Below are 15,468 nucleotides of genomic sequence, written 5' to 3'. Positions count from 1 at the left end.
GTTTCAGAGCTGATCCCGAGCAATTCCACTCCGGATCCGCAGAATATCCGCCAACACAGCCAGCGCGATTTCCGCCGGCGTCTTGCTGCCGAGATTAAGACCAATCGGCGCATGAATACGCGCCAACTCAGCCTCACCCAAACCGCCAATCCGGCGCAAACGTTCAAACCGCTTCTGCGATGTTTGCAGCGAACCCATCACGCCAATGTAGAACGCTTCAGTGCGCACCGCTTCCATCATCGCCAGATCGTCGATGCGCGGGTCATGCGTCAGCGCCACGACCGCCGTATCACGGTGGCAGCCGCCGTCGGCAATAAACACCGACGGCAGTTGTCGACGAATCTCCACGCCATTCAGTACTACGCCTTCCAGAACTTCATCGCGTGGATCGCAGAGAATCACTTCAAACCCGAGGCCGACGGCAAACTCGGCGCACGCCTGTGCCACGCTGGAATATCCGGCGAGCAACAAGCGCTGCGCCGCGCCAACGCGAATGCGCACCCGATCAATCTCGCGCTCGATCCGCGCACCCTGCTCGCGATCAGCGAACAGGCTGCGCGCACCGCTGGCCAGATCGACCTCGCGTATCAGCCGACGCTGCCCGAGCAGCGCCGACTCCAATTCACGCAGATGCGCCTGCACCTCGCAGTGGGCGTCAAATTTCTCTACCAGCACATCGAGAATGCCACCACACGGCAGGCTGACCCGTGATCGCGGATCGTCGCCTTCACCATAACGCACAACATTGACCGCATCGAGAAACGCACCTTCGGCGACACGCTCAAGGAAATCTTCCTCGACGCAGCCGCCGGACAGCGAGCCGATCCACTGCCCGCCATCGTTCACCGCCAGCAGCGAACCCGGCGCGCGCGGCGCCGAACCGTAAGTGGTCAGCACGGTGCAGAGCCAGATGCGCTGCCCCGCCACCGACCACTCCAGCGCCCGACGAACCACTCGCAGATCGAGATGCTGCATGTCAGTGCGCCTTGTGCTCGATGGACGGTGCATCGGCTTGCAGCTTCTGCACCTCGCTCACTGCCAGCTCGGCGGACTGACCACCCCAGCCCTGACGCAGGTAGTTGAGCAGATCGGTCAGCTGTCCCGGACTGAGTTTGTCGGCAAAACCCGGCATCGGCTGCATATGCTCGAACCCGGAGAACTTCTGCTCGCCGATCCCATCCTCGATTACCCGCAGCAGATTGCGCGGATCCTCGAGACGCAACGTAGTATTGCCGCGCATGGCCACCGCAATGTGCGGCTTGCCTTCGCCACCAACCGCGTGACAGCCGGCGCAGACGTTCAGATATACCTGACGGCCGCGTTGAGCACTGGCGCTGAGTTGCTCGACGGGCACTTCAACCAGTGCTTTCGCTGCTGGCGGCTTGTCGCCGAGCAGGAACGTCGCCATCGCCGCCAGATCTGCATCGCTCAGACCTTGAGTGCTGTTGTGGAACACCGGGAACATCTCGTTGAACATCGTCCCCTGCGCGCTCATGCCGTGCTTGAGGAACGTGCCCAGATCCTGCTCGTTCCAGCCGCGAGCGGCCAGATCAGTGGCCAGCAGGCTCGGTGCCAGGTAACCATTGAGGATGCCGCCGGTGAGGCGCTTGTCCAGTTGCATTGCACCCGGCAGGCCGCGTGGTGTGTGGCATTCGCCGCAGTGACCAAGCACTTCAACCATGTACTGGCCGCGTTTCCAGGCTGCACTTTTGCCTTCAGCTGGTTCCAGCTTCAGCGCTTTGCCGTACATCATGTTCCAGCCGATCAGGCCCGGACGCACGTTGAATGGAAAGCTCAGGCTGGTGACCGGTGCTGCGCGCTCGATGGGCTCGATGGTTTTCAGGTACGCATGGATCGCGTCGGAATCTTCGCGCGGCATCAAGTGATACGAGGTGTACGGCATCGCTGGGTACAGGTTGGCGCCGTCGCGACGCTTGCCTTCGGTCAGCGCAGCGAAGAACTCGTCATCGTTGTACAGACCGATGCCGTGCTCTTTGCTCGGGGTGATGTTGGTGCCGTAAATCGTGCCGAACGGCGAAACGATCGGCAGGCCGCCGGCAAACGGCGCGCCACCCGGTGCGGTGTGGCAAGCCATGCAGTCGGCCGCGCGAGCGAGATACTCGCCGCGCTTGACCTGATCATCGGCGTGGGCAAACAACACCGGCGCAGCCAGACCGAACGCCAGGGTCAGGCGGGTCAGAAAAAGCTTCATGCTTAACCCTCCTTGACCAGGCCGAGATCGGTCAGCACGTTGCGGGTGGCGTTGTAATAACGCACGTACCCGGTGCAACGGCAGATGTGATGGCCGAGGCTGTCTTCGATGACTTGCTCGAGTTTGCTTTGCACGGTCGGCTGGCGCTGCAGCTTTTCAACCAGCACGGTCGCCGCGTTGACGAAGCCCGGTGCGCAGTAGCTGCACTGAAAAGCGAATTCGTCGACGAAGCGCTGCTGGATCGGGTTCAGCTCGGTGACCTGGCCTGACTCGTCGCGCTTGGCGTGGGATTCGATGGTGCGAACTTTCTTGCCCTCGAAGTAATGCGCGCCGGTGATGCAGGTGCGCACTTCTTCGCTGGTGCCGTCCGGGTTGTCGACGATCACCACACAAGCGTGGCAGATGCCCTGACCGCAGCCCAGACGCGAGCCGGTGAGGTTCTTGTATTCGTGCAGGTAGTCGATCATCGGCAGGTCATCAGGGATGTCCACCGGGCCGACGGATTGACCATTGAGGGTCAGTTGAAGCGGACGGTTAGCCATTGAGGGCCTCCTTGATGCGCGCAGCAGTGATTGGCAGGTCGCGAACACGTTTACCGATGGCGTGCGCCACGGCGTTACCGATGGCACCGACAATCGGGATCATCACCACTTCGGCGATGCCTTTCGACGGATCGCTTGGCGACAGCGCCGGCAGAATCTCCGCAGTCTGCTTCCACACCGCAACGTGACGCGCCATCGGCAGACGGTAACGGTTGAAGTTCCAGTCACCCTCCCCCGGCCCGCCTTCATACAGCGGCATCTCTTCCATCAAGGCGTGGCCGATGCCCATGGCGATACCGCCTTCGAGCTGGCCCTTGACCAGTTCTTCGACCAGCACACGACCGCACTCGACCCACGAGTGGTGATTGAGCACTTCGACTTCTGCCGAACCTTTGTTGACCTTCAACTCGACCAGCGTGGCGACCGGACTGTAGTAAGTCACGGCGGCATTGTTCAGTTGGACGACTGGGTAGTTGATGTTCTGACGATCCAGCAGGTGGAAACCTGCCGTGTTCATCAGAGCTTTTTTCGCCTTCGGCGCGCCATCGCCGTATTTCACCGCCAGACCGTCGAGCGGCAGACGCTCGCGCACGCCGTCGATGCTGTATTCGGCTTCGGCCCAGCTCCAGCGGTTGAACGCGTGAACAGTGGCGCCGGTCACCAGACCACGCTCGTGAGCGTGCTTGGCCAGCTCTTCGAAGGTCAACGGCTGCATGCCGTTGGCGGTGAGCTTGCCGTCGATCCAGTGCGCATCTTCGCGACGCACGACGTAAGGGTTGGCTTGACCGCCGTAAGGCCCCTGACGCCAGATCTCCATGGCCGCCGGCCACAAACCGTTGTTGAACAGTACGCGCGCCGCTTCACGGGTGGCGTGGCTGAAGTAGTAAGCCGAGTTGGTCGCGGAAGAAGCCGAGGCCAACTTGCCGACCCAGCGCGGGTTGCGCAGCAGGTTGTCCTGCTCGGCCTGACTCATGATGTAAGGGTTGCCGCTGGTGATCAGCTGCATTTCCTTCCATTCGGTTTCGCCGGTTTTCACTTCGTGTGCCGGACTGCCGAGGAAATCGGCGACGACCAGGGCTTGCGAGGTCGACATGCCGGTACCGATTTCGATACCGATGTGGCGCAGGGTAATGCGACCGTCAGCGGTGAATTCGATGCTGGCCATCGGTGCTTCAGAACCGGTACCGAAGTCTTTCTGGCAAATGGCGAAACCGACGCCGTACCAGTTGTCCGGGTCGGCGGCTTCGCGCTGTTTCTTGATCGCGTCGCGGTTTTTCCAGACCTCGTGCACGGAGGCCTTGTCGAGAATTTCATGCAAGCGCAGAGCACCGGCCGGAATCGCGCCCTGGGTGTTTTTCATGCCCGAACGCAGGGCGTTCTTGCGACGCAGGTCAATGGCGTCTACCCCGAGGCGATTGGCGATTTCGTCGACCATCATCTCGGTCGCCGCCATGCTTTGCAGGGTGCCATAACCGCGCATCGAACCCGCCTCGACACCACGCGAGTGGTAGGCGGTGACTTGCAGGTCGTTCTGCGGCATGTAGTAGATCGACTGCGCCGCCGTGGCGCCAACCGCCGCTACGGATGGGCTGTAGTTGACCCGGCCGCCACCGTCGACGCTCATGTCAGCGCGGAAAATCTTGAAGGTGTAGTCGTTCTTGTCCACGGCCAATTGGTAGCGGATGTCGAACGGGTGACGCTTGATGCCGCTCTGGAACTGCTCGTAGCGGTCGTTCGCCAGACGCACCGGCACACCGGCGCCGTAGAGCGCGGCGAGGGCTGCGTAGTAAACGAAGATGTTGTGGTCTTTGGATCCGTAACCCACGGTGTAACCCGGGTGCATGTTGAGGTTGTCCAGGCCGAAGCGCGACGGCGCGATCATTTTCGCGGTTTCTGTCGCAGCTTCCAATGGGCACTGGGTAGCCACAACGAAGTGCAGGGTCTTGGTTTTCGGGTCGTACCAGCCGTTGCCGTTGTCGGGCTCCATTGCAGCCGGTTCGATCGACGGGGTTTTGTAGCGCTCGTCGAACACCAGCCAGTTGTCCGGCGGCGTATCGATCTCTTTTTTCATGCGGTCGGCGTAGAACAGGCCGCGCTCGGTCAGGTTGCCGTGCAGGTTGGGCTGGGAATTCCACACCGGGCGACGGTTTTTCAGCATCGGAAAGAGGATCGAGTCCTTCAGGCTGGCGAACTCATCTTCGTCGGCCGAGGTCGGGCCACCCACGCGCACGTAGCGGAAACTGCCATAGGGGTCGCCTTCGTAGAACGGCACTTGTGCACCGTAACGAATCGCCTTGTCATTGAACTTGAGTTTGTTCTTGGCCTGACGGAAACGCTCGAAATCGTTCCAGATCAGGATCGCCACCGGGTGACCGATGAACATCGGCACTTTGCCTTCCGGCAGCAGCGGATCCGGCGCGTGCTCTTCCGGGAAGACGATGCCGTCCTTGTCCAGATCAGCGGCGGTGACAATGCGGTCAGGCTGCAACTCGGCGCCGAGCCACGACAGGTCGTAACCGTCGTAGATGCGATCAGCCTTGATGGTTTTCAGCAACATGGCGTGGCCTTGCTGCTCGGGCCAGCCCGGCATGTCCTTGGAGCGGATGTCGCGGGCGAAGACCTTGCTGCCGCAGACCTTGGACAGTGCATCGTTACGCTGGCGCGCCTTGCCGTTGTTGCCGAGCCACTTCTCGGACGGCACGGTGACGCTGTTTTCCATCAAGGCAGCCAGCGCCTGGGTGCTGAGCGGCGTGAGCGTGACGCTCACACCCGCCACCAGCCCGCCCTGGAGGAACGAGCGCCGGGATATTTCACGGTTGGACATGGATCATCCTCTGGGCGGTTATACGTCCGCCCTTCTGGTTATCTACTGGGGAATCTCGAGTCTTGCAGAAGCCCTCTTTGGCGAAACAAAGGGCGTGTTGACAGTGCAAAGCTGACCGAAAGGTTAACTTTAAAGGTTTCTGCGCTCGCAGCAAACAACCAGTTACAAAAATTTGACTAAAGAATCAAAAAATCAATGCGACGTGAGACCGCAGGATGGTTACAGGCATCCCTTGTAGGAGCTGTCGAGTGAAACGAGGCTGCGATCTTTTGATCGTGTTTTTTACGATCAAGATCAAAAGATCGCAGCGTGCCGCAGCTCCTACAGGGAGCCGGGTTACGTGACGGGAGCGGAGGTCAAATTTCAGACACAAAAAACCCCGGTCTTTCGACCAGGGTCTTTGCTATCGATTCCGAATCAACCAATGGTTGCTTTCGGTGCTTCAAGGCGTTCAGTGGTCCTTGAAGCAGATATGGCGCAGCGGACGGGACTCGAACCCGCGACCCCCGGCGTGACAGGCCGGTATTCTAACCGACTGAACTACCGCTGCGTATCGCTTTGAGCTTGCGCTCAAGTAACTCGTTTTGATTGCTGGCTTCGGTGCCTTGCAATCGCGAACCAGACAAGTCTGACTCGTAAAATATGGCGCAGCGGACGGGACTCGAACCCGCGACCCCCGGCGTGACAGGCCGGTATTCTAACCGACTGAACTACCGCTGCGCGTCGGTGCAGGCACTTTCAGCCTACGCTCTTGCTTACGCAAGTCTCTCGGGGAGTGGTGGGTGATGACGGGATCGAACCGCCGACATTCTGCTTGTAAGGCAGACGCTCTCCCAGCTGAGCTAATCACCCGTTTGCATCTCCGAGGCCGCGAAATTTACGCAGGTAGCGAACCTAAGTCAATAGCAGGATTGAAGTTTTTTTCAAAAACAGTTTTTAGCGGCAAGTCTTGAGCTGCAAGCAAAAGCATAAACATCTAAAGCAGACACACCGCGATCTCGCTTCAACTTGCAGCTCGGCGCTTGCAACTGTCTCTTACTGCTCGTAGATCATCTTCTTGGTCATGCCGCCATCGACGACGAATTCCTGCCCGGTGACAAACCCGGCATTCCTCGACAGCAACCAGGCAACCATCGCTGCCACGTCTTCAACCGTCCCTACCCTGCCCGCCGGATGCTGGGCATGATCGGTATCGGCCAGAGGCTCAGCCCGACGCGCAGAAGGATCTCGCGCATCGATCCAGCCAGGACTGACCGCATTGACGCGAATCTCCGGCCCCAGGCTGATCGCCAGCGCATGCGTCAACGCCAACAACCCGCCCTTGCTCGCCGCATAGGCCTCGGAGTCTGCCTCCGATTGCCGCGCACGGGTCGAGGCCAGGTTGACGATCGAACCGCTGTGCGCGCGCAGATAAGGCGCACAGTGCTTAGCCAACAGCATCGGCCCGCTGAGATTCACCGCCAGCACGCGATTCCAATAAGCCAGATCAAGACTTTCCAGCGTGATGTTATGCGGATCAGCGACCGCCGCGTTGCAGACCAGCGCATCGAGACGACCAAACTGCCCCAGCACTTCAGCAACCCCAAGCGCAACCTGCCCCTCATCGGCGACATCCATGGCGATGAACCAGGCGTTTTCGCCCAGCACCTTCGCCACTTTCGAACCACGCGCACGATCCAGATCGGTCAGCACGACCTGCCAGCCTTCGCTGATCAGCCATGCCGCGATCCCCAGACCGATACCGCGCGCGGCCCCCGTGACCAGCGCAACGCGGCCATGGGTGCCCGCTGTTGGAGTGGACAACTCGATCACAACGCAGCCAGACCGCGCGCCAGATCGGCCTGCAGGTCCGCCACATCCTCCAGACCGACCGCAATACGGATCAGGCTGTCACGAATGCCCGCCGCTTCCCGCTCTTGCGGCGCCAAACGACCGTGAGAGGTGGTGCTCGGGTGCGTGATCGTGGTTTTGCTGTCACCGAGGTTGGCAGTAATTGAAATCAACCGGGTGGCATCGATAAAGCGCCAGGCGCCCTCTTTCCCGCCCTTGACCTCAAAGCTCACCACCGCACCAAAGGCCTTTTGCTGACGCTGAGCCAACTCATGCTGCGGATGGCTCTGGAGACCGGCGTAATGCACCTTCTCAATGCCGTCCTGCTGCTCCAGCCATTCAGCCAGTTCCTGGGCATTCGCGCAGTGCGCCTTCATTCGCAGGTTCAGGGTTTCCAGGCCTTTGAGGAAGATCCACGCATTGAACGGGCTCAAGGTCGGCCCGGCGGTGCGCAGGAAGCCGACGATCTCTTTCATCTGTTCGCTGCGACCGGCTACCACACCGCCCATGCAACGGCCCTGGCCGTCGATGAACTTGGTCGCCGAGTGCACGACGATGTCCGCACCCATTTTCAGCGGCTGCTGCAACGCCGGGGTGCAGAAGCAGTTGTCGACTACCAGCATCGCGCCTTTGGCATGGGCGATTTCCGCCAGTGCGGTGATGTCGACCAGTTCAGCCAAAGGGTTCGACGGAGATTCGACGAAGAGCAGTTTGGTGTTCGACTTGATTGCCGCATCCCAGGCCGACAGGTCAGCCAGCGGTACGTAATCGACCTCAACGCCAAAACGCTTGAAGTACTTCTCGAACAGACTGATGGTCGAACCGAACACGCTGCGCGAAACCAGCACGTGATCGCCGGCGCTGCACAGGCTCATTACCACTGCCATGATCGCGGCCATGCCGGTGGCGGTCGCAACGGCTTGCTCGGCGCTTTCCAGCGCAGCAATACGCTCTTCGAACGCACGCACGGTCGGGTTGGTGTAACGCGAGTAAACGTTGCCCGGCACTTCCCCGGCGAACCGTGCGGCTGCATCGGCAGCGGTACGGAACACGTAGCTGGAGGTGAAGAACATCGGATCACCGTGCTCGCCTTCCGGCGTACGGTGCTGACCGGCGCGTACGGCCAGGGTATCGAACGCTACGCCTTCAAGGTCGCTGTCCAGCCGACCGGCATCCCATTCCTGACTCATGCTGTCACTCCTTGCCCTGTTCGCGAAAATTGAAAGTCAGATACAAAACCGGCCCCTCAGGGCCGGTAGAAACTCAGTTGTTGTACAGATCGATGATCGCACTGACCGCCTGGGTCTTGATCTTCGAGGAGTCGTTACGCGCCTGTTCGATCTTGTTCAGGTAGGCTTCGTCGACGTCGCCGGTGACGTACTTGCCGTCGAACACCGCGCAATCGAAGTTCTCGATCTTGATCTTGCCGCCGCCGACCGCTTCGATCAAGTCAGGCAGGTCCTGATAGATCAGCCAGTCAGCGCCGATCAGATCCGCGACATCCTGAGTCGAACGATTGTGCGCGATCAGTTCGTGAGCGCTTGGCATGTCGATGCCGTAGACGTTCGGGAAGCGTACCGCCGGAGCAGCCGAGCAAAAGTAGACGTTTTTCGCGCCGGCTTCGCGGGCCATCTGGATGATCTGCTTGCAGGTGGTGCCGCGCACGATCGAGTCATCGACCAGCATCACGTTCTTGCCACGGAATTCCAGCTCGATGGCGTTGAGCTTCTGGCGTACCGACTTCTTGCGAGCCGCCTGGCCCGGCATGATGAAGGTACGGCCGATGTAACGGTTCTTGACGAAACCTTCGCGGAATTTCACGCCCAGGTGGTTGGCCAGTTCCAGTGCCGCGGTACGGCTGGTGTCAGGAATCGGGATAACCACGTCGATGTCGTGCTCTGGGCGCTCGCGCAGGATCTTCTCGGCGAGCTTCTCACCCATGCGCAGACGGGCCTTGTAGACCGACACACCGTCGATGATCGAATCCGGACGCGCCAGGTAGACGTGTTCGAAGATGCACGGGGTCAGGGACGGGTTGGTCGCGCACTGACGGGTGTGCAGCTTGCCGTCTTCAGTGATGTAGACCGCTTCGCCCGGCGCCAGGTCGCGAATCAGGGTGAAACCGAGCACGTCCAGCGAAACGCTTTCCGAGGCGATCATGTACTCGACGCCTTCGTCGGTGTGACGCTGGCCGAACACGATCGGGCGGATGCCGTGCGGGTCGCGGAAACCGACGATGCCGTAACCGGTCACCATTGCCACAACGGCATAACCGCCGACGCAACGGTTGTGCACGTCGGTCACGGCGGCAAACACGTCTTCTTCAGTCGGTTGCAGCTTGCCACGCTGGGCCAGTTCGTGAGCGAACACGTTGAGCAGCACTTCCGAGTCGGAACTGGTGTTGACGTGACGCAGGTCGGATTCGTAGATCTCTTTGGCCAACTGCTCAACGTTGGTCAGGTTACCGTTGTGCGCCAGGGTGATGCCGTAAGGCGAGTTGACGTAAAACGGCTGGGCTTCGGCCGAAGTCGAGCTGCCCGCAGTCGGGTAACGGACGTGACCGATACCCATGTGGCCGACCAGACGCTGCATGTGACGCTGTTGAAACACGTCACGCACCAGGCCATTGTCCTTGCGCAGGAACAACCGGCCATCATGGCTGGTCACGATACCGGCAGCGTCCTGGCCGCGGTGCTGGAGCACGGTTAGCGCGTCATACAGCGCCTGATTGACGTTCGACTTACCGACGATACCGACGATGCCACACATGCGACGCAACCCCTACTTAATGGATCTGAACTGAACAACACTCACTGAGGCGTTTTCGCCGACGGCAAGAGTTGCTCCTTGAACGGAATATCAGCGGGTACGCTGATTCCGCTGGCAAGCCACTGACTGCTCCACCCGAGTATCAGGTTTTTGGACCAGTCGGCGACCAATAGAAACTTTGGCACGAGCTGTGACTCTTTCCACCACCCGTCCTGCTGTACCGGCCCCAGGCTCAACAGCCCGACCGCCACGACCACCAGCAATACGCCACGCGCTGCGCCGAAGGCCATGCCGAGGAATCGATCGGTCCCGGACAACCCGGTGACGCGAACCAACTCGCCGATAAGATAATTGATCATTGCGCCCACGATCAGTGTGGCGACAAACATGATGGCACAGCCCGCGATCACGCGAGCCGATGGGGTTTCGATGTATCCGGCGAGGTACTCGGACAGTGAGCCACCGAACATCCAGGCGACGACTCCTGCGATGATCCAGGTCACCAGCGATAATGCTTCCTTGACGAAGCCGCGGCTCAAACTGATCAAAGCGGAGATGGCGATGATTGCAACGATCGCCCAGTCAACCCAGGTAAATGGCACAGTGCAGCCTACAGACGGATAAGGCGGCGCATTTTAGCAGAGCGCATGCCTCTCGGTAAGCTGCGATTGTCAGTGCATTTCAATCGAGGCGATAGTTTTTAGCCGCGTTCAGGCTGGAAGCGCACAACAAAACCCTTGAGGTTCTGCTGACGGCCCAACAGATCACGCAGACGATCGGCTTCGGCACGCTCGATCAGCGGACCGACAAATACCCGATTCTTGCCATCGGCCGAACGGATATAGGCGTTGTAGCCTTGGCTGCGCAGGGTTTTCTGCAAGCTCTCGGCACTGGCCCGACTCGACAGACTGGCCAGCTGCACCGACCAGCTCACCGACAGGCCATTGGCATCGACGCGGCTTTGCGTGGTGTCAGGCTTACTCGATGCAGAGGTAATCGGCTGGGCAGGCGCAGGAATCGGCTTGGCCACCGCCGGCGGCGCAACAGGCTTGGTGATCATAATGGGAGCCGTCGGCGCCGGTGCGACGGGCGCAGCAGGCGCCGTGTCTTCGGCGACCTCTTCATCCGTTGGCACTGGCTCTTGCGGCAAGGCTTGCGGCTCGGGAACAGCCACGGTTTCCATTTGCACTTGCGGCACGACAGGCGCTTGCGGAGCGGCAGGCGCCTCGACCGTCACCTGACGCTGCTCATCCTGACGGGAAAACAGCATTGGCAGGAAGATCACCGCCAGCGCAACCAGCACCAAAGCGCCAACCATGCGCTGCTTGTACGCTTTGTCCAGCAAAGCCATTTGCCGCTTCCTCCGTGGAGCGCCGGGACAGCCATTCGAGGGCCTCGGCGACACAATAAAATGATCCGAACAACAGAATCTCGTCGTCGCTGGTAGCTACTGCGCACTGCCCTTCCAGTGCGGCCGCGACACTGTCATAAGACGTGACAGCGGCACCAAGGTTCTGCAATGCCGCGTGCAACTCAGCCACAGGGCGCGCGCGCGGTGAATCCAGCGGCGCCACAGCCCAGTGCTGGACACTAGCATTCAATTCGCTGACAACACCATCCAGATCCTTGTCCGACAGCAAACCAAATACCGCCAGACGCTTGCCGACCGGTGGGCGCGAGGCCAGACGACGGGCCAGATACTCGGCGGCATGCGGGTTATGCCCGACATCCAGCAACAGGTTCAGACGCTTGCCGTTCCACTCGAACGAGCGGCGATCCAGTCGACCGACCACACGAGTCGCCTGCAACGCCGCCACAATCTGCTGCGCATTCCACGGCAAACCGAGCAGCAAGTACGCCTGCAACGCCAACGCGGCGTTTTCCATCGGCAGATCGAGCAGCGGCAAGTCACGCAACTCAACAGCCTGACCGCGCGCATCGGTGCCACGCCATTGCCAGTGCTCATCAGTAATGCCGAGGTCGAAATCACGCCCACGCAGGAAGAACGGACAGGCCAGTTCACGCGCCTTGTCGAGCAACGGTTGCGGAGGATTCAGATCGCCGCACAAGGCAGGTTTGCCCTGACGGAAAATTCCGGCTTTCTCGAAAGCCACGGATTCGCGGGTGTCGCCCAGATAATCGGCATGATCGACGCCAATGCTAGTGACCAGCGCGATGTCGGCATCGACCACATTGACCGTGTCCAAACGCCCGCCCAGCCCGACTTCCAGCACCACCGCATCGAGCCCGGCCTGCTGAAACAGCCAGAACGCCGCAAGGGTGCCCATTTCGAAGTAAGTCAGGGAAGTGTCGCCGCGCCCGGCCTCGACCGCAGCAAAGGCTTCGCACAGCTGCGCGTCAGTGGCCTCGACGCCATTGAGCTGCACCCGCTCGTTGTAACGCAGCAGGTGCGGGGAATTGTAGACACCAACGCTCAGGCCCTGCGCGCGCAGCAATGAAGCCACGAAAGCGCAGGTTGACCCCTTGCCGTTGGTGCCGGTGACCGTAATCACCCGAGGCGCCGGCTGGCCCAGCCCCATACGGGACGCTACCTGTTGCGAACGCTCCAGGCCCATGTCGATGGCCGACGGATGCAACTGCTCAAGGTAGGCGAGCCATTCGCCAAGGGTGCGCTCGGTCATAGGCCAGCAGGGACCGGCGGTACCACGATCGGCTCGATTGGCGCGGCGACGAATTTCGGCGTCGGCTTGCCAGTCATTTGTGCCAGTAGATTACCCAGACGTGGGCGCAACTCCTGACGGTGGATGATCATGTCGATCGCACCATGCTCCAGCAGGAATTCGCTGCGCTGGAAGCCTTCCGGCAGTTTTTCACGCACGGTTTGTTCGATAACACGCGGACCGGCGAAGCCGATCAGGGCTTTCGGCTCACCGACGATCACGTCACCGAGCATCGCCAGACTCGCGGAAACACCGCCGTAGACCGGGTCGGTCAGCACGGAGATGAACGGGATGCCCTCTTCGCGCAGACGCGCCAGTACCGCCGAGGTTTTGGCCATCTGCATCAGCGAGATCAGCGCTTCCTGCATGCGCGCCCCACCGGAGGCGGCGAAGCAGATCATCGGGCAGCGGTTTTCCAGCGCGTAGTTGGCGGCGCGCACAAAGCGCTCACCGACGATGGCGCCCATGGAACCGCCCATGAAGGCGAATTCAAAGGCCGAAACCACCACTGGCATGCCCAGCAAGGTGCCGCTGACCGAGATCAGCGCGTCTTTCTCGCCAGTCTGCTTCTGTGCAGCGGTCAGGCGATCCTTGTACTTCTTGCCGTCGCGGAATTTCAGACGGTCAACCGGCTCCAGATCGGCGCCCAGTTCGTTGCGACCTTCAGCATCGAGGAAGATGTCGATGCGTGCACGTGCGCCGATGCGCATGTGGTGGTTGCACTTGGGGCAAACGTCCAGGGTCTTTTCCAGCTCCGGACGATACAGCACCGCCTCGCAGGACGGGCATTTGTGCCACAGACCTTCAGGGACCGAGCTCTTCTTGACCTCGGAACGCATGATCGAAGGGATCAGTTTGTCTACTAACCAGTTGCTCATGCTTTCTTTCTCCAGTACCGGCGGCCCGAACGCTCTGGTTCGCAGCCCCGCGTATGCCCTTCAGCTAAATTCATGTGTGTGGCGATGGTTGATGGACAGCCACGGTCAGCGCGAAACATGACCTGCGTACATTCCATTAACCCTCAGCCGCGCCTGCTTTGTGCAAGTGCATTGATGGACGGCGGCAGACTGCCAGCCGTCACATCAATATGGCGCTTTGCGTACAGCGTCGATGAACGCCCGAACCTTTGCGTGATCCTTGATGCCCTTGCTCGCCTCTACTCCACCACTGACGTCTACCGCATAGGGTTTTACCCGAGCCACGGCGTCTGCGACGTTCTCGGCAGTCAAACCACCCGCGAGAATCAACGGTTTGCTCAAACTCTGCGGAATCAATGACCAGTCGAATGCCTCACCGGTTCCGCCGGGCACGCCTTCAACGTAAGTGTCGAGCAGCACGCCACTGGCGCTCGGGTAAGCATCAACGGCTGCAGCAATGTCATCACCGGCCTTGACCCGCAGCGCCTTGATATAAGGACGATGCCAGCCTTCACAGTCTTCAACGGCTTCATCGCCATGGAACTGCAACAGATCCAGCGGCACGGCATCGAGGATTTCCCCCAACTCGCAGCGGCTGGCATTGACGAACAAACCCACGGTGGTCACGAACGGTGGCAAAGCCCGGATGATCGCCCGCGCCTGCTGCACGCTCACCGCGCGCGGACTCTTGGCGTAGAACACGAACCCGATCGCATCCGCCCCGGCTTCGACGGCGGCCAGCGCATCTTCTATGCGGGTAATCCCGCAGATCTTGCTGCGAACGGCTGACATGTCGAGAAAAACTCCAAGGCAAAATCCGGGAAAGTCCCGGATGGTAACAAAAGCGTTCGAGGGCGTCAGCCGTCAAGTTCGGAGAATCCCGTAAGGAAATGTGGCCCGATAAAACGCTCGGGCAACGGGAATTCGTCGTGGTACTCGACCTGCACCAGATACAAGCCGTACGGATGCGCCGTGACACCGCCGGAGCGACGCTCGCGACTCTCCAGCACTTCCTTCATCCACTCCACCGGACGCTCGCCGGCACCAATGGTCATCAACACCCCGGCGATATTGCGCACCATGTGATGCAGGAATGCGTTGGCGCGAATATCGAGCACGATCATCTTGCCGTGACGGGTCACGCGCAGGTGATGCATCTTCTTGATCGGCGATTTGGCCTGGCACTGGCCGGCGCGAAACGCACTGAAATCGTGGGTGCCAATCAGGTATTGCGCGGCCTCGGCCATCCGCTCGACGTCGAGCGGGCGATGGTTCCAGGTGATTTCTTCGTTGAGATGCGCCGGGCGGATCTGGTCGTTGTAGATCACATAGCGATAGCGCCGGGCGATGGCTTTGAAGCGCGCGTGAAAATGCGCCGGCATCACCCGCGCCCAACTGACGCTGATGTCGTGAGGCAGATTGATATTGGCGCCCATGACCCAGGCCTTCAGCGAACGATCGACAGTTGTATCGAAATGCACCACTTGTCCGCAGGCATGCACGCCGGCATCGGTGCGCCCGGCGCACTGCAGCGAAACCGGCGAATTGGCGACTTTCGACAGGGCTTTTTCGAGTTCTTCCTGCACCGTCGCCACACCCGTCAATTGACGCTGCCAGCCGCTGTAGCGCGAGCCTTTGTACTCTACGCCCAGCGCGACGCGGTAAAAGCCGTCGGGGGCCATTTCGGCGACCG

At 60.5% G+C, this 15,468-nt stretch carries 12 protein-coding genes, 3 tRNA genes and 1 pseudogene; all 16 read right to left on the bottom strand.

The window, feature by feature from the left end; translation table 11 throughout:
* Nucleotides 1–3 precede the first annotated feature (3 nt).
* The 16 genes and pseudogenes from U6037_RS09845 to truA all read right to left on the bottom strand — a co-directional run bounded on the left by U6037_RS09845 (nt 4) and on the right by truA (nt 15,457).
* Entirely contained in the window at nt 4–975 is a 972-nt protein-coding gene (locus tag U6037_RS09845; protein ID WP_322846587.1) for an XdhC family protein, read from the bottom strand.
* 1 nt (nt 976) lies between these two features.
* A complete protein-coding gene (locus U6037_RS09840) occupies nt 977–2,212 on the bottom strand; it encodes a cytochrome c (RefSeq protein WP_322846586.1) in 1,236 nt (411 codons plus the stop codon).
* 2 nt (nt 2,213–2,214) lie between these two features.
* Nucleotides 2,215–2,754: a (2Fe-2S)-binding protein gene (locus tag U6037_RS09835; protein ID WP_322846585.1), complete on the bottom strand. Its 540-nt coding sequence runs from the start codon at nt 2,752–2,754 to the stop codon at nt 2,215–2,217.
* Nucleotides 2,747–5,578, bottom strand: a complete 2,832-nt coding sequence (locus U6037_RS09830) for a xanthine dehydrogenase family protein molybdopterin-binding subunit (RefSeq protein ID WP_322846584.1) — start codon at nt 5,576–5,578, stop codon at nt 2,747–2,749. Before U6037_RS09830 ends, U6037_RS09835 begins: the two co-directional genes overlap by 8 nt.
* Nucleotides 5,579–6,051: 473 nt before the next feature.
* A tRNA-Asp gene (locus tag U6037_RS09825) sits at nt 6,052–6,128 on the bottom strand.
* 93 nt (nt 6,129–6,221) lie between these two features.
* Nucleotides 6,222–6,298 (bottom strand) — tRNA-Asp (locus tag U6037_RS09820).
* 56 nt (nt 6,299–6,354) lie between these two features.
* Nucleotides 6,355–6,430: transfer RNA gene (locus tag U6037_RS09815), tRNA-Val, on the bottom strand.
* A 183-nt stretch (nt 6,431–6,613) separates the two neighbouring features.
* The gene (locus U6037_RS09810) at nt 6,614–7,390 is read right to left on the bottom strand and encodes an SDR family oxidoreductase (RefSeq protein ID WP_322846583.1); all 777 of its coding nucleotides are present in this window, start codon (nt 7,388–7,390) and stop codon (nt 6,614–6,616) included.
* The gene (locus U6037_RS09805) at nt 7,387–8,598 is read right to left on the bottom strand and encodes an O-succinylhomoserine sulfhydrylase (protein WP_322846582.1); all 1,212 of its coding nucleotides are present in this window, start codon (nt 8,596–8,598) and stop codon (nt 7,387–7,389) included. The genes U6037_RS09810 and U6037_RS09805 overlap by 4 nt, the downstream gene beginning before the upstream one ends.
* Nucleotides 8,599–8,671: 73 nt before the next feature.
* Complete coding sequence (purF, locus tag U6037_RS09800; RefSeq protein WP_007913462.1) at nt 8,672–10,177, bottom strand: amidophosphoribosyltransferase; 1,506 nt, start codon at nt 10,175–10,177, stop codon at nt 8,672–8,674.
* A 41-nt stretch (nt 10,178–10,218) separates the two neighbouring features.
* Complete coding sequence (locus tag U6037_RS09795; protein ID WP_007913461.1) at nt 10,219–10,779, bottom strand: CvpA family protein; 561 nt, start codon at nt 10,777–10,779, stop codon at nt 10,219–10,221.
* Between the two features lie 98 nt (nt 10,780–10,877).
* The gene (locus U6037_RS09790; RefSeq protein WP_127926583.1) at nt 10,878–11,528 is read right to left on the bottom strand and encodes an SPOR domain-containing protein; all 651 of its coding nucleotides are present in this window, start codon (nt 11,526–11,528) and stop codon (nt 10,878–10,880) included.
* Nucleotides 11,515–12,819, bottom strand: a pseudogene (folC, locus tag U6037_RS09785) (bifunctional tetrahydrofolate synthase/dihydrofolate synthase); the annotation flags it as partial. The gene U6037_RS09790 and the pseudogene folC, both read right to left, overlap by 14 nt.
* Complete coding sequence (gene accD, locus U6037_RS09780; protein WP_007913458.1) at nt 12,816–13,736, bottom strand: acetyl-CoA carboxylase, carboxyltransferase subunit beta; 921 nt, start codon at nt 13,734–13,736, stop codon at nt 12,816–12,818. The gene accD and the pseudogene folC, both read right to left, overlap by 4 nt.
* A 204-nt stretch (nt 13,737–13,940) precedes the next feature.
* The gene (locus U6037_RS09775; RefSeq protein ID WP_322846581.1) at nt 13,941–14,567 is read right to left on the bottom strand and encodes a phosphoribosylanthranilate isomerase; all 627 of its coding nucleotides are present in this window, start codon (nt 14,565–14,567) and stop codon (nt 13,941–13,943) included.
* Nucleotides 14,568–14,632: 65 nt separating this feature from the next.
* Nucleotides 14,633–15,457 (bottom strand): tRNA pseudouridine(38-40) synthase TruA, encoded by an 825-nt coding sequence (gene truA / locus U6037_RS09770; protein WP_034152768.1) that lies wholly within the window; start codon nt 15,455–15,457, stop codon nt 14,633–14,635.
* Nucleotides 15,458–15,468 lie beyond the last annotated feature (11 nt).

The sequence above is a fragment of the Pseudomonas sp. B33.4 genome (assembly GCF_034555375.1).
GTDB lineage: Bacteria > Pseudomonadota > Gammaproteobacteria > Pseudomonadales > Pseudomonadaceae > Aquipseudomonas.
This window is presented reverse-complemented; position numbering and strand designations above follow the sequence as displayed.

What these genes read in the sequence shown, in the direction of transcription:
- U6037_RS09840 (WP_322846586.1), bottom strand. Translation starts at nt 2,212, where the DNA reads ATGAAGCTTTTTCTGACCCGCCTGACCCTGGCGTTCGGTCTGGCTGCG.
- U6037_RS09830 (WP_322846584.1), bottom strand. Translation starts at nt 5,578, where the DNA reads ATGTCCAACCGTGAAATATCCCGGCGCTCGTTCCTCCAGGGCGGGCTG.
- U6037_RS09835 (WP_322846585.1), bottom strand. Translation starts at nt 2,754, where the DNA reads ATGGCTAACCGTCCGCTTCAACTGACCCTCAATGGTCAATCCGTCGGC.
- accD (WP_007913458.1), bottom strand. Translation starts at nt 13,736, where the DNA reads ATGAGCAACTGGTTAGTAGACAAACTGATCCCTTCGATCATGCGTTCC.
- U6037_RS09775 (WP_322846581.1), bottom strand. Translation starts at nt 14,567, where the DNA reads ATGTCAGCCGTTCGCAGCAAGATCTGCGGGATTACCCGCATAGAAGAT.
- U6037_RS09790 (WP_127926583.1), bottom strand. Translation starts at nt 11,528, where the DNA reads ATGGCTTTGCTGGACAAAGCGTACAAGCAGCGCATGGTTGGCGCTTTG.
- truA (WP_034152768.1), bottom strand. Translation starts at nt 15,457, where the DNA reads ATGGCCCCCGACGGCTTTTACCGCGTCGCGCTGGGCGTAGAGTACAAA.
- U6037_RS09805 (WP_322846582.1), bottom strand. Translation starts at nt 8,598, where the DNA reads ATGAGTCAGGAATGGGATGCCGGTCGGCTGGACAGCGACCTTGAAGGC.
- purF (WP_007913462.1), bottom strand. Translation starts at nt 10,177, where the DNA reads ATGTGTGGCATCGTCGGTATCGTCGGTAAGTCGAACGTCAATCAGGCG.
- U6037_RS09845 (WP_322846587.1), bottom strand. Translation starts at nt 975, where the DNA reads ATGCAGCATCTCGATCTGCGAGTGGTTCGTCGGGCGCTGGAGTGGTCG.